11 protein-coding genes are annotated in these 14,244 nt (G+C 64.7%); 4 read left to right on the forward strand and 7 right to left on the reverse strand.

Features of this window, described 5'->3' with window-relative positions; translation table 11 throughout:
• Positions 1-21: 21 nt before the first annotated feature.
• The gene (locus KF708_05720; GenBank protein ID MBX3412198.1) at positions 22-525 is read right to left on the reverse strand and encodes a hypothetical protein; all 504 of its coding nucleotides are present in this window, start codon (positions 523-525) and stop codon (positions 22-24) included.
• A gap of 665 nt (positions 526-1,190) precedes the next feature.
• On the opposite strand from KF708_05720, the gene metK reads away from it, so the two are divergent.
• Positions 1,191-2,375: a methionine adenosyltransferase gene (gene metK / locus KF708_05725; GenBank protein MBX3412199.1), complete on the forward strand. Its 1,185-nt coding sequence runs from the start codon at positions 1,191-1,193 to the stop codon at positions 2,373-2,375.
• A 74-nt stretch (positions 2,376-2,449) separates the two neighbouring features.
• Positions 2,450-3,265: a hypothetical protein gene (locus tag KF708_05730; GenBank protein ID MBX3412200.1), complete on the forward strand. Its 816-nt coding sequence runs from the start codon at positions 2,450-2,452 to the stop codon at positions 3,263-3,265.
• A 276-nt stretch (positions 3,266-3,541) separates the two neighbouring features.
• Here KF708_05730 and KF708_05735 read toward each other — a convergent pair whose 3' ends face one another.
• The 4 genes from KF708_05735 to KF708_05750 all read right to left on the reverse strand — a co-directional run bounded on the left by KF708_05735 (position 3,542) and on the right by KF708_05750 (position 9,094).
• Entirely contained in the window at positions 3,542-4,489 is a 948-nt protein-coding gene (locus tag KF708_05735) for an alpha/beta fold hydrolase (GenBank protein MBX3412201.1), read from the reverse strand.
• Between the two features lie 111 nt (positions 4,490-4,600).
• Positions 4,601-6,673 (reverse strand): carboxy terminal-processing peptidase, encoded by a 2,073-nt coding sequence (locus KF708_05740; GenBank protein MBX3412202.1) that lies wholly within the window; start codon positions 6,671-6,673, stop codon positions 4,601-4,603.
• 286 nt (positions 6,674-6,959) lie between these two features.
• Positions 6,960-7,733 carry a sirohydrochlorin chelatase gene (locus KF708_05745; GenBank protein MBX3412203.1) on the reverse strand — a complete coding sequence of 258 codons (774 nt, stop codon included), beginning with the start codon at positions 7,731-7,733 and terminating at the stop codon, positions 6,960-6,962.
• An 8-nt stretch (positions 7,734-7,741) separates the two neighbouring features.
• Entirely contained in the window at positions 7,742-9,094 is a 1,353-nt protein-coding gene (locus tag KF708_05750; GenBank protein MBX3412204.1) for a hypothetical protein, read from the reverse strand.
• A 235-nt stretch (positions 9,095-9,329) separates the two neighbouring features.
• Between KF708_05750 and KF708_05755 the strand changes: the two genes are divergently transcribed.
• Positions 9,330-9,767: a DUF423 domain-containing protein gene (locus tag KF708_05755; protein MBX3412205.1), complete on the forward strand. Its 438-nt coding sequence runs from the start codon at positions 9,330-9,332 to the stop codon at positions 9,765-9,767.
• A gap of 38 nt (positions 9,768-9,805) precedes the next feature.
• Here the strand turns inward: KF708_05755 and KF708_05760 are convergent, their stop codons facing one another.
• The gene (locus tag KF708_05760) at positions 9,806-11,755 is read right to left on the reverse strand and encodes a hypothetical protein (GenBank protein ID MBX3412206.1); all 1,950 of its coding nucleotides are present in this window, start codon (positions 11,753-11,755) and stop codon (positions 9,806-9,808) included.
• 318 nt (positions 11,756-12,073) lie between these two features.
• On the opposite strand from KF708_05760, the gene KF708_05765 reads away from it, so the two are divergent.
• Positions 12,074-13,474 (forward strand): HD domain-containing protein, encoded by a 1,401-nt coding sequence (locus KF708_05765; GenBank protein MBX3412207.1) that lies wholly within the window; start codon positions 12,074-12,076, stop codon positions 13,472-13,474.
• A 24-nt stretch (positions 13,475-13,498) separates the two neighbouring features.
• On the opposite strand, the gene KF708_05770 is transcribed toward KF708_05765, so the two are convergent.
• On the reverse strand, positions 13,499-13,939 hold the full coding sequence (locus KF708_05770) for a hypothetical protein (protein MBX3412208.1): 441 nt from the start codon (positions 13,937-13,939) through the stop codon (positions 13,499-13,501).
• Between the last annotated feature and the right edge of the window lie 305 nt (positions 13,940-14,244).

Below are 14,244 nucleotides of genomic sequence, written 5' to 3' on the forward strand. Positions count from 1 at the left end.
TTTGATTGCTCGCAGCCACGCTCACGGACCGATGTTGCCCGGGTTGCGGGCCAGGAAGTCGCGCGGACCGCGGTTCGTATAGTAGGGATACGTCACGGCGGCCGTCGGTGGCCCCGGTGGGCCCTGCGTGTTCGCCAGGCGACGGGCGGCCAGGTTGCAATGGCCGTTGGCACAGCCCGGGCCACCAGCCATCATCGGCCCCCCGTGCATGCCGCTGTCGGCGTACATGTCTCCGCCGCCACAGCCGGTGCAGCCGGTGTCGTAGCTGCCGCCACCGCACGAGCTGCATCCACCGCTGCTGCATCCGCCACCGCCACACGAGTCGCACCCACCGCCGCACGAATCGCAGCCGGTGTCGCAGCATCCGCCACAGCCGCCGCAATCGTGCCCTTCCCAGCAGCAATCTTCGTAGGTCGACGGTCCGCACCAGCCGTGATGGCAATGGAAGATGCGGTCGACCAGGCAACAGCCGGTGCTGCTTCCGAGGAAGGCCAGCATCGCCAGCGACAACAAAACGCGTTTCATGATTCGAGTTCTCCCTCTCCCGGCCGTCGCGGCGCGTCTCGCCTGCCCGATCGTGTCCCGGCAAACGTCGCGGTCGCGGTGGCAAATGGCGCGGCAGTCCATCGCCGCACACGGTTGATGTTCGTTCGTCGAGCGGTGGATTTCGCGGCGTCTGTTCGCCCTCTCGCCCAGCAGCGCCACCGCGCGATGTTTGGTCCTCAATCGCAGGGGCCGCGATTGCCGGCTGGCGCGTCGCGAAAGCGCGAACGACGGACAGCGAGCTGATACGGCCGGCGGGGAGCGAAATCGTGCTCCATGACGTGCGCCGTCGGAGAACCCAAGACACCCCCCAAGATGTCGTCGGCCGGGCATCAATCCTGCCCAGGCCGCATGGTCACCTGTAAAGTTCTATCGGCCCCGACAATCGCTACAGTTCAGTATTTCGCTACGATTGATCGAACCGATACAATCGCTGCGATCGGCCGCGGGAGCGGAAGTCGCCAGCCTTTGCCAGCAGTCGTGCCAGCTACTGCCACTTGGCGCGACACCATTGCCCGCCGACCGGCGAAATCTCTATACTGACCGTTTCCAACTACCTTTTCGCCCGGGACTGCTTCCACCGCAAAGTCGGGTGGGGTTGGAGTTTCGAGCCTTTTGAACGCACCTACACACTGGGAGGGTCTCGCGTGGCATCCGGCAAGTATTTGTTCACCAGCGAATCGGTTAGCATGGGGCACCCGGACAAGCTCGCCGACCAGATCTCCGACGGCATCCTCGATGCCCTGCTCGCGCAAGATCCCACGAGCCGCGTCGCCTGCGAGACGATGGTCACCACCGGCATCGCGATCATCGCCGGCGAGATCACCACCAAGGCGGTCATCGACTACCAGGACGTCGTCCGCAAGGTGATCAACGAGGTCGGCTACGACGATGACGAGATGGGCATCTGCGGCAAGACGTGCGCCGTGATGGTCGCGCTGGACCGCCAGAGCCCCGACATCGCCCAGGGCGTCAATTCGGACGATACCGCCGGCAAGGACATCGGCGCCGGCGACCAGGGCCTGATGTTCGGCTTCGCCTCGAACGACACGCCCGAGTTGATGCCGTTGCCGATCGCCCTCTCGCACCGCATTCTCAATCGCCTGACCGAGGCGCGTCAGAAGAAGGAAGTCAACTGGCTGCGTCCCGACAGCAAAAGCCAGGTCACGGTCGAGTACGATGGCGACACCCCCGTGCGGATCGACACGGTAGTGGTCTCCACGCAACACGCGCCCGACGTGTCGAACGAAGAGATTCGCAAGTACATCATCGAGAAGATCATCAAGCCGTCGCTGCCGGCTGAGTTGGTCACGAAGGACATCAAGTACCACATCAATCCGACCGGCCGCTTCGTGGTGGGGGGCCCGCACGGCGACTGCGGCCTGACCGGCCGCAAGATCATCGTCGATACGTACGGCGGCTGGGGCCGTCACGGCGGCGGCGCGTTCAGCGGCAAGGACCCCACCAAGGTCGATCGCAGCGCCGCCTACATGGCCCGCCATGTGGCCAAGAATGTCGTGGCCGCCGGGTTGGCCGATCGTTGCGAGGTGCAGTTGGCCTACGCCATTGGCGTCTCGGAGCCGGTGAGCGTCCACGTCGACACGTTTGGCTCGGGCCGCATCGAGGATAGCCGTATCTGCGAGATCATCCGCGAGGTCTTCCCCCTCACGCCGAGTGGTATCATCCAGTACCTCGACCTGCGTCGTCCGATCTTCCGCAAGACGGCCGCCGGCGGTCACTTTGGCCGGAGCGAGCCAGAGTTCACTTGGGAAAAGACGGACAAGGCCGACAAGCTGGCCGAAGCGGCGGGCCTGAGCGCTGCGGCCCGGTAATGGCCGTTGGCGTCTTGCGACGTCGCCCCACCTACCATAACCCATTCCCGCTCGCCAAAGTCGAGTGAGGCGCCATGGATGCGCTGTTCCCGTCACCAGGACTGCTCGTGCGCGCCGGCCGTAAGACGTGGCGCGATCAGCTCGCCCGGCAAGGCGTAGGGCTGCTGCTCGTCTTATTGCTCGGCGCGGCGCTCACGCTCGGTTTTCGGCGACTGACCGGCGCGCTCGAACGCCCCTTGGCGGCGCCGATGCTGGCCGCCGCGGCCGTAGCGCTGGCGGCTATCTCCAGTCTGCTGCACCTCGCTAGCCGGCGCCTGTGGCCCACGCCTGCTGGTCGCTGGCTCGAAGTCTCGATCGTGTTGGGCCTGCTCGTTGCCGGGCTCGCACTTTCGCTCCCCGGTAGCTCGCCGGCAGGAATGGCATTCTTCTGGCTCGTGCTCGCCACGGCCGAAACCGCCACTCGGGCGCCGTGGAGGAGTCGCCCGGACAAGCGTGTGGAATCGCACGTCGCCGATCGCACGTCGCTCCATTCTCATACGCACGTCGAATCAGTCCCCGCCCGCAGCGATCTGAGCGCAGGCGACGAGGGACTTTCTCAGGGGACCTTGCAGCAGATCACGCGCACGCGCTCGGACGAGGGGGTGGAAGCGGTCGAAGGCAGGCTGGGGGTGGAACTAGCCGCCGGGCAGCGCACCGCCACGGCACACGTGGCCTTCTGCCCCCCCTTTGCTCGGGTGCCGCGCATCGAAGTCGCGGTCGACGGCGAAGAAGCACGGGTAAAACTCGCCCAGGCCCTCCCGCACGGGGCGCGGTTCGACGTAAAATTGAACGCGCCGGCCGAAGAGCCGCTCGTGCTGCCGTTGCGATTCAGCGCCACCTGCGCCCCTTGAAACTTGCGGCCCGACTCGCTGCCGTACTTCCACCCCGAAATGCTTCCGATGGCACGTTGGCCCCGTCACGTCTGGACGTCGATTTTCACCTACGGCACGATCTTCGTGCTCTTCCCGCTGATTTGCTATCTGGCGTATAGCTGGGTCAAAGGCGGCTTTTGATTCCGCCGGTCGCGACCGCGCAGCGCTCACGGGAATCTGCATGGGGTGGCAGCCTGCATCGGTATTCCGGCGCGGGGGCATGCCGATCGTCGCGGTGCTCGAGCCCCGCATGCTCTACGGCTCGCCGGCGAGATGCTCGACGAAAAAGCCCGCCACGCGCTCGCCATACTCTTCACGCGCCACCTCGAGAGCGCCGTTGTGACGCGCGCCGGGCACGACCCAGCTTGTGACCCGCGGCAGCAGCGCGATCCAACGCTCGAAGTATGCCTGGGGCACGAGCCGATCCAGGGCGCCATGGATCACGAGCACCGGCTGCCGCACGCGGCGAAACGCGCGCTCCACCGGCGCGAATCGAATTCCGTGTCGCCGCTCGACGCGACGTCGTGCCCCCCAGGCCAAGGCCGCTAGCACTCCCTCGGGCAGGCGCGAAAAGAACGGCGTCAACATCGTAAAGATCGACATGTACCGGCGGATGTAATACACCTGCATCGCCGCGGTCGCATAGGCGCCATCGGCCACCACGGCGCGGACGCGCGCGTCGCGGCCCGCCAGGCACAAGGCCGCCACTCCACCGCGACTCACGCCGAACAGTCCCACGCCGCGCGGATCGGCATCGTCGCGCGCGGCCACATAATCGAGCGCGGCGCGCAGATCGGTCAACTCGTACTCGGTCAGCCAGGGGAGCGGCCGATAGCCCAGCGCGGCTTCACTCTCGCCGTGGTTGCGAAAATCGAAACAGAACAGGTCGAACCCGCGGCGGCGCAAATCGGCTACGTACGGCAGTAGTGTCCAACGATCGCCCGTCAGCTCGTGGCAGCAGAGGACGACCCCCAGCCGCGCGGACGCCGTCGTCCGCAGGTAGGTCCCGACGAGGTGTCGCTCGTCGGCCGTCGTGAAGCGACACGTTTCCCCCTCGGCCAGCGCGGGCTGCGGCTCGGCATCGAGCCACGGCACGTGCTCGAGCCCCCGTGCAATCACGGGTACGTAAACGATCCAGACCACCCCGACGACGATCGCCAGCAGGGCCAGACCAGCCAACAGAATCGACGCGACGAAGGCCAAGGGATCGCAGAATGGTTGGACGTTGGAGCAGGACGAAAACAACGGTGGCCGGACGCGGTCCTTACCGACCGGCCGGCCACCTTATGTTAACGTCTTGGCAAGTGCCTGGGGCTACTTGGCCGCCAGCTTGAATAGCCGCAGGTAATCGACCGTGATCGCCAGCGCCTCGTCCGTGTAGAAATCGCGTTTGAAGATCTCGTCGGTCGGGCTCTCGCTCTCTTCGAGCTCCTCCTCGGCCTTCTTTTCCGCATCGAGTTCGGCTCGTTCGGCGAGGAACTTTTCTTCGTTCAGCGTCACCGACTTGCGGTTCTTGCGATCCTGGTACCGGCTGATGTCGGCCAGGGCCTTCTTGAACTCGGCCGAAGCGTCGCGGCGGCGGCTCGACAAGTCGTTGAGCTGGTCGATCACCGTGCGATCCACCTGGTTCACGCGCTTGAATTGCGAGGGATCGACGCGGTCGAATTCCATCGCGTAGTCGAGGTCCGACTCGCCCACCGGAAGATGCGTGGTCAGCGACGGCAGCTCGATGTCGGACACCACGCCGCGGTTCTGCGTGCTATCGCCGTTGGGACGATAGAACTTCTGCATGGTGATCTTCAAGGCGCCCAGGTCCGGCGGATTCGGGCCGAGGAACAATTCGCGGCCCAGCTCGCTCAGCGTCTGGACGGTACCTTTCCCGTGCGTGGCATGGTCGCCGATGATCAACCCACGCCGGTAGTCCTGGATCGCCCCGGCGAAGATCTCGCTGGCACTGGCGCTGAACTTGTTGATCAATACCACAAGCGGACCATCCCAGGCTACTCCGCGCTCCAGGTCGTCGTAGCTCTGGACGTTGCCCCCCGCGTCCTTCACCTGCACGATCGGACCTTCGTCGATGAACAGGCCGGTCAGGCTGATGGCCTCGTTCAGCGAGCCGCCGCCGTTGTTGCGCAGGTCCATCAGCACGGCGTCGACGCCATCCTTGCGGAACTGGTCGAGAATCTTGCGCACGTCGCGCGTCGTGCTCTTGTAGTCGGGCAGACGGCGGCGGGCACCGTCCATATCCATGTAGAAGCTGGGCAGGTTGATCACGCCGATGCGATACGGCTTGCCATCCTGCCGCGAGCCGGCGTCGATGATCTTGCCGCGCGCCTCGCTGTCTTTCAGCTCGATCTCGGCACGCGTGACGTTGTAGATCTCGGTCTTGCCGCCGACGGTCACCACCTGCAGGCGGACGATCGTCCCCTTGTCGCCGCGGATCTTGTTCACCACGTCGGTGAGCTTCATGTCGGTAACGTCTTCGATCTCTCCCTTGTCCCCCTGACCGACGCCGATGACGCGGTCTTCGGGCTTCAGCCGGCCGTCCTTGTCGGCCGCGCCGCCGGGAATGATCTTGTTCACGATCGTCTCGCCATCGCGCGATTGCAGCGCGGCGCCGATGCCTTCCAGCTTCAGACGCATCACGATCGAGAAGTTCTCCAGATTCGAGGCCGACATGTACGACGTGTGCGGATCGTACGACGTCGTGATCGACGAGAGGAACATTTCCAACAGCTCGTCGCCGTCGGTCTGGTGCATGCGGCGAGCGAAGCTCTTGTAACGCTTGGCCAGCTTTTCGCGGGCCTTGTCGAGCGTCTTCACGTCATCCTTGGTCTTCTCCATCAGGATGTCGTACTTGACGCGCTTGCGCCACAGATCGCGTGCCTCGGCTTCGCTGGCGGGGTACTTCGCCTCGTCGGCGTCCGCCACCATTTCTTCGTCGACGGTGAAGTCGTGCTCCTCGGCCAGCAATTGCTGAGCAAGCTTTTCCCGTTCGTCGACACGCTTCAGATACGTGCCGAAGACCTCGTAGGCAAAGCTGGCGTCGCCGGCGTTGGCCATCTCGTCCAGATCGTTCGCGCGCTGGGAGAAACGATCGACATCCGACTGGTAGAAGTAAAGCTTCATCGGGTCGAGGGTCTTCAAAAAGGCCTTCAGACCGCGCTGCGAAATCTCGTCGTCGAGCGGGTGCTTCGAAAGATGCCGCGTCTTGAGCAACTGCGACACGGCCCGCATCGCCATCCGGTCCGGGGCCCGCCGATCCTCCGGCTGTGTGCCGGACAGGTCGGCTCGCACGGCTGTCACCGAGACGATCACCGCCAAGAACCCGCAAATCGAAAGCCCCAGAGCTCGGCGTCGCCCGACGGTGAAGTTCAGAACGGCCATGTGAATCCCTTACCTCGTACTTGGAGCGGCAAGACCAACCGTAAGTTCCGTGTTGGGAAAGACTTAAACCGCCATGTTAACTGTTCCCGCAAGACAAAACAATATCAACTGGGCAAACTGCGAACCCTCACGGCCACGGTTGCCAGAGGGGGCAAACCGCTCGCTCGCCAGGAGTTGCGACCAGACGACGACGCTGCGGAAAGCCAACTTACGTCGACGATCCCTATACGTGCCACGCTCCCATTTGGCTCGCCGGGTTCCACGCTCCGGACACAGATTTTGTCGATCACGGTCGGGGGGCGAGCCCTGCGCGGTCGACGATCGCCTCGACCAGCAGCGGGTGAGGGCCAAGATGTTCCGTCATCAGCCAGTGCTGTTCTCCCCGCGACGAGCGCGCCTCGATGGTCCCTCGCAAGCGTTCCAGCAACGCTCCGCGGAACAGGAGATGGGGCTGCACCACGATCCGCCCGAAGGGCAAGCCCGCCACCAGATCGAACGTCCGCTCGACGCGCGGCTCCGCCATCGACAGAAAACAAACCTCGTACCAGCCGACCGGTCGCCGCTCGAATCGCCAGCGGGCGAAGGCCGCCATCTCGGCGTTGGCGTCGGGCTCGTAGCTCCCCCGCCCCACCAGCACGAGCAGCGTCTCCGCCGGCGTTGCGGGGGCCGCATCGCCGCCGGCGATTTCATCGCAGCGCAGCGCCGAGAGCTCGATCAGTCGGTCGTGGCAGCCCAGGTGGGGTGCGAGGAGCAGTTCACACGCAGGATGCGCTTCCCGCGCACGCTCGACGGCAAACGGAATATCGCGCCGCGCATGCCCCGCGGCGAAAAGCAATAATGGTACCACCGCGATGCGACGGGCGCCACGCGCCGCCAGCCGGGCAAAGCCCTCGGCGATGGTCGGCCCGGCATGCTCGAGGAAGCACGTCTCCACGGCCAGCGCCGGCAGGCGCTCGGTGACGAGCCGCGTCAGCGTTTCGATCTCGGCCATGCCTGCTGCGTCGGTCGTACCGTGTCCGATCAGCAGCACGCCATCCGGAGCAGACTCGGCGCGACTCATGGCAAGCGTCAGCTCTCGTCGGCCTGGATGGTCGCCTGCGGCAGCGCCTCGCGCAGCCGGTCCGCGCCTTCCTTCGTGACGTCGGTCAGACGCAGATTGATGAACTTGAGCTGCTTCATCGCCGCCAGCTTCTCGACGGCGGCATCGGTCAGCTTGGCCTGCTTGAGATCGAGCGACTTCAAGTTCTTGAGCGCGGCAAGCTGGTCGAGTCCCGCGTCCGTGACGGCGGTGTCCTCGAGCGAGAGCTCTTCGAGCGCGCCCAGCTTGGCCACTTCGGCCAGCCCGGCGTCGGTCACGCCCGTGTGCCACAAGTTCAGCGAAGTGAGCTTCGGCAGACCGGCCAGGTGGGCGAGTCCCACATCGCTGACCTTGGTCTCGCTCAGGTCCAGGAATACCAGGTCCTGCAGGTCGGCCAGATTTGCCAGCCCGGCGTCCGTGATTGGCGTATCGCGCAGCGAGAGGCGTTTGAGCTTCTTGAAGTTCGCGATGTGCTCGAGACCGTCGTCCCCCACCTGCGTGCGGAAGAGTTGGACGTCTTCCAGATTCGTCAATCCCGTGATGTACGATAGCCCGGCGCCGCTGACGTAGGTGTCTTCGAGCACGAGCACCACCATGTTCTTCAGCCCGGCCAGATGTTCGAGGCCGGTATCCGAGACCTGCGGGCTGCGGATCTTGAGTGCCTTGAGTCCCTCGATTCCCTTGAGATGCTCGAGTCCCGCGTCGGAGACGAGAAAACATCCGCGCAGATCGAGCAGCTTGAGCCGCTTGTAATTGCCCAGGGTGGCCAGCCCGTCGTCGGTGATGTTGTTGTAGAGCAGGATCAACTGATCGAGCTGGGGCAATTCGACGACGTGCTCGAGGCCCGCATCGGTCATGTTCGACCGCCGCAGGTTGAGCACGGTGAGCTTCGTGAGCTCCTTGAGGCGTTCGATACCCGCGTCGGTGACGCCGGTGTTCTCGAGCCCCAGGTTCGTGAGCCCTTTGAGCTTCAAGAGATGGTCGACCGCGGCATCAGTAATGCCGGGGCCCCAGGCAGTAAGTTGCGTCAGTTTCGGCAACTTCTCGAGATTGGCCAGCGTGTCGTCGGTGATGGGGAGCTCGCCGAAATTGATGCTGGTGATGTTGCCGTTGGCATCGCGTTTGAGCGGCGTGCCGGTTTTCTCCAGCGTCGCGACGACTTCGGGATCGTCGGCCGTGACGGCCGACGCCGGTGGCGAGGGAGCAGCCGTGCTGGAGGTCGCCGCGGTCGAGTCGGCGGCCGGTTTCGGGGCCTCGCTGGCCGCCGGCTTGTTCTCGCTCTTTGCGCAACCGCCAGCCAACAGACAGCCTAGCACTAATCCCAGCAACGCACCCATTCGCATCGGGCTCGATCTCCGCTTCGGTGACGAGGTTTTCGTTCTCTCGCACTCAGCGTAATGGTCGGGCTAAACCCACGCAATTGGCCCCGACGCCTGACAGGGGTCTCGAACCCTGCCTTGGGGGCCCGGCGACCTGCTATACTCGCGGCGGTCCGGCGGCACTAGAACCTCTCGGTGCCTCGGTCCGGCATTTCAGCGCTGTCGGTTTACCAATTCGATCAGGCGGAGAAGGTCTGTCATGAACGGAACCACCTGGATGATGCTCGGCGCGATTTGCGGGGCGCTGGGAGTAAGCCTGGGAGCTTTCGGCGCCCACGGCCTCGAATCGGCACTGACCGCCGACGCGGCCGATGCTCAGGCGGTCGAGCTACGCGAAAAGCGCCTCGACAACTACGAGGTGGCCACCAAGTATCTGATGTACCACGCGCCAGCGCTCATCGTCGTGGGCATGATCGCCTCGCGACGGCGTTCGCGAGCACTCACCGTGGCCGGCTGGGGGTTCCTCGCCGGCGCCGTTCTCTTTTCGGGCTGCCTCTATGCGTGGGTCTTCACGCAGATCGCGCCGCTCGTACACATCGTGCCCATCGGCGGCACGGGCTACATCATCGGTTGGATCGCCCTGGCGGTGGCAGCCTGGCAATATGGCACGATGCCCCCCGCAACCTCGGCGGCGTAGCCCCCCGCCACGATCGTGGTGATGCCCTGTGGCGGTGTTTACTCCGTTGCGTCCTTGGCCGACTTGTTCACCGTCGCGCCGACGACGAACCAGCCGGTCTCCTCGGTCACCACGAACAGGCCCGCCGGGCCAAGGTAGGGACGCACCAACTCGTAGTCGGGCATCTTTTCGGGGTCGATCTTCTGCTCGCGCGGCGGAGCGTCTTTGCCACCTCCCAGCACGCGATTGAGCATCGTGCCGAACATCGTCTTCGACTGGGGCATCTTGCCCTGGCGCACGAGCTCGTACGTCGGGCGGAAGGCCTCTTCCGTACGCGTGAAGGCGCGGAAGCTACCTGCCTCGGCCTTGGCTCCCAGTCTGGCCAGCTCGGCCTCGACGAGCTTGAAGTCGGCATCATCGGCCAGCTTCTTCCGCTCGGCATCCTGGTGCAGAATCTTCTCCAGGAAGTCGACGTGCGTGGCGACGTATAAATGGCCGTTCGCCACGGTGACCGCCGAATTCGGCAGCACGCGTTCTTCGTTGGCGATCGCGTCCCCCGCGTCGAGCGGCGGCAGGCCTGGGTTCTCGACCGCCGGCGGCACGATCCCACCGAAATCGATATCGGGGGCCTCGACTTCCGCTTCACGAATCTCCCAGATCACGTGCCCTTCGAACTCGCGTTTGATCACGCTCGGATCCGGCTCCATCGATTTGCGAATCGCCTCGGCCAGCGCCTTCTCGTTCTTCGCTTCAACGGCGAAAAGCATGCGCTCGCAGTCGGGCGTGATCGGCGTCTCGTAGTCGGTAATGATCGTGGCGCGCGAGCCCAGGTGAGCGATCATGTCGCGCTTGAGATTGATCTTTGGGCCGTTCGGGTCGTCCTCGAGGCTTTGCACCACATCGGCCCACACGCCTGGCTCCCCCTCGCCCACCGTCTCGTCGAAGATCGGACCGAAGTAGTCGTAGGCCTTTTGCACGTCGACGTTCAGGCTCACGTACATGGCGACGTCGGCCGGTACCCAGTCTTGCGGGGCGAGATTGCCCGAGTTCGGAAACTCGAGCATGTTCATCGATTTTTCCCACGGCTTCGGGGCGAAGATCGCCGTGCGATGCAGAATGTCGTGCTCCGGCGCGGCGGCCAGCGTGACGAAGCCGCCGGCGCCTCGCAGCGCCTCGAAGCCGGTCTTCTTCATCGCCTTGACGTAGTCCATCCCCACGCGCCTCCGCGTCGGGTCGAGCCCACGAATCGCTTCGGCCAGGGCGATCGGCTCGGCAAACCAACGGACGCTCGGCTGCTGATCCTTTGCGTCCTGCTGGCAGCGTTTCATCACCGCCTGGTACACCTCGTTGCCGGCGAGCGTCCCCTTCGCGGCGCCCGAGAAGCGCCCCAGAATGTCTTCGGCGACCGCCAGGTTGTCCGAGGCGCAGAGCAGGTTGTCTTTCAGAAAGTAAACCGCCTTGCGAGAACGGGGCTCGACCGTCGGATCGGTGTCGGCGTCGGGCTCGGCCGGCGGCAGCTCGTAGATCACGATCTTCGTGTCGCCCACCGTCTTTTCGCTGCGTTTGGCCTGCTGCTTGGCCAATTCCGTGCGGACCTTGTCGAGGAGTTCATTCGCTTTGTCGAGATGGTCGGTCACGTCGACGAGCATCGCCACGCCGGGATCCGACTTGCCGTCGTGGATGATCGCGCCGCAGACTTCGCCGTTGGGGATACCTTCCAGGTCTTCCCAGGCCAGACCGATCCGCTCGCGGCTCTCCGACAGGCGCTCGCGCAACTGCCGTTTCAGGTCTTCGGTAAAGGCCTGCATCTGCGGGTCGTCCATCAACTTGCCGAGCTGCGTCTTCTCCCACGCGGTGGTCAATTCGTTGTAGTTGTCGGCCGTTACGAAACCTCGCGTCGTGGCGGGCAGAAGCGTGTCGGCAGGCGGCGCGGCCATCGCCGTGGCAGCAGCCACGGTGAACGCCAGACAGGTCGACCAGAACCAGACGCTACAGGACCAAATGCGCACGGTGGGCTCTCCTCGAAGGCGGGCAGACGGCAGGGGCTTCGTCATCTTCGGGTATTCGCGGAAAAGAAGTTTAGACCGTTAGAAACAGAATCAATTCGTCAATCGGCACGAGACTTACAGCCGCGCTCCCGCCTGCGGGCGAGCGCTCGACAACACCTTCTCCGCGTACACCTTGTTGCGTGGCCGACCAAAGCGATCGGGGGACGTCCAACCACCGACCACGCAGGCTGGGCGAACTTTGCCGGCTGCGTCTCACGTTACCGCGACCGTGCCACGGTCGCTAGGCGCATGGTCCACCGGGGGGGATAATTCGCCCTCATGAAGGACTTTGCCAGCGAAAGCCTCAGCCACGACCCGCTCCACGGCTATATCCCCTTTATCGCCGATACCGCCCTGCCGCCGGGCGAAGTCTCGGAGCGGGCCATCATCGACCACCCCTGGGTGCAACGGCTGCGCCAAATCCATCAATTGCAGACCGCGTGGTGGGTCTTTCCCTCGGCCGAACACACCCGCTTTCAGCACGTCGTGGGGGTGATGCACGTTGCCAGCCGGGCCACGGCGGCCCTTTACGACAGCCTGGCCGAAGTCTGCCCCGAGGTCCCCAGCCGCGGTTACGTCGAAACGTTGCTCCGTATGGCCGGCCTGCTCCACGACGTGGGACATGGCCCGTTCGGCCACTTTTTCGACGACCACTTTCTCTCGGCGCACGGCCTGACGCACGAGACCCTCGGCCAGCGGATCATCATCGATGAGCTGGGGCCCTTGCTGGCCCGCGTGCGCCGCAATCCCTACAGCCGCCTGGAACCCGGCGAGTCGCTCGATCCGGCGCAGATCGCGCTCTTGATCAGCCGCCCCCGCGCGGGCGACGCCCCCCACGCCCCCCGCTGGCTCCGGTTTCTCCGCAGCCTGTTCAGCGGCCTCTATACGGTCGACAACATGGACTTCGTGCTGCGCGACGCCTACATGACGGGGCTCAGCACGCGCAGCTTCGATCTCGCGCGACTGCTGCACTACAGCTTTTTCAGCGACGCCGGGCTCACGATCCACAGCCGGGGTGTTTCGGCCCTTGTCCATTTTCTGGGCGTCCGCGCCGAGTTGTTCCGCAGCGTCTACTTCCACCGCACGGTGCGCGCCATCGATCTCACGCTGCGCGATCTCTTCGCCGCCAGTCGCGAGGGACTCTTCCCCGGCAACCCGCTCGAACACCTCGAGGCCTACCAGCGCTTCACCGAATGGTCGTTGTTGGTCGATGTGGCGCGCTGGCACGAGAGTGGCGATCCCGCACGGAAAGCATTGGGCCTGCGCTGGCAGGAGTTTCTCGGCCGGCGCGTGACGTGGAAGATGGCCGCCGAGCAGACCCGTTTCTTCGTGCCGGGGGATGCCGAGCGCACGAGCATCTTCAGCCGAGAAGACTTTTTCGAGCAGGCGCTGCGGGCCCAATTGCCGGCCGAGCTGCGCGACATCCCATTGCGCGTGGATCTTGCGCGTCATGTACACCGACCCGGCACGCGCGGTCCCGCCGCGGGGCAGAACTTTGTCTTCGAGCCTGCTACGGGGAACACGCGCTCGATCGACGCCAGCGAACTGTTTCGACAGTTGCCCGCCAGCTACCGTATCTGCCGCGTCTACGCGCAGACGAACGAACACGACGCCGCGATCGCCGCGGCGCTGGCCGATCTCGTCGGCGCCGAGGGGGAAGACAGCCTTACGAACATGTAGTCCGCGCGGGCACGAGCAGAACTTTTAATAGTTCCACCGGTAGCGATATTTGCGCGCGTCGAGCTCGCGGGTGAGCTTGTCCTCGGCCAGGGCCGAATAGATGCCCCCCTGCTGCTGCGGGCCGACGAAGCGATACTGCTTCAAGCGGTTGCCGTGATAGCTCACGTCGCGCCCTTTCGGCTGCTTGGGCACCGGCATGGTGACGCTCGTGTTGCGGCGCAGTTCGTCCCGCTCGATGTCGTATTTGATTACCCGCGGCTGACCGTAGTAGAGCGGATGGCGGTACGAACGCAGGCGTGCGTCGTCGCGCAACGTGGCCCGTTCATCACTTTCGAGAGAAAGCTCGGCGGCTCGGAGAGTGCCGGGAAGGGCCACCACGCACGCGAGCAGCGCGCCCGCTGCAAAAACAATACGACCCCGGCGTGCAGCCCGAGCGCGGGCCGCCGTCTGGCGATCCAAAGACATGAGTTGTACCTGCTTCTCTGTTCTGTTCCGCGCCGAACCCTCGTGGTTCGACGAGCAGGTATCGTACCGACCGCCGGTTTTCGCTGTCCAGCAAATTGTCGGGAAAAGCAGAGGATTCTCGGACCGCGGGCCAGCACCCTTAGATTGGGTAGACTTTACCGGCGCCTCGCATTCGAACGCAGGGTGGGCCATGCCATCACGCTCCCCAGCGTCACCCGGGGTAAGCGCTACCTGGCAGAAGCAGAGCTCGCCAGCGACGTTCGCTACCTAAGTCGACACGGTCAGCTCACATCGCCGCGACGCGA

It is taken from the genome of Pirellulales bacterium (assembly GCA_019636335.1).
Classification (GTDB): Bacteria; Planctomycetota; Planctomycetia; order Pirellulales; family JAEUIK01; genus JAHBXR01.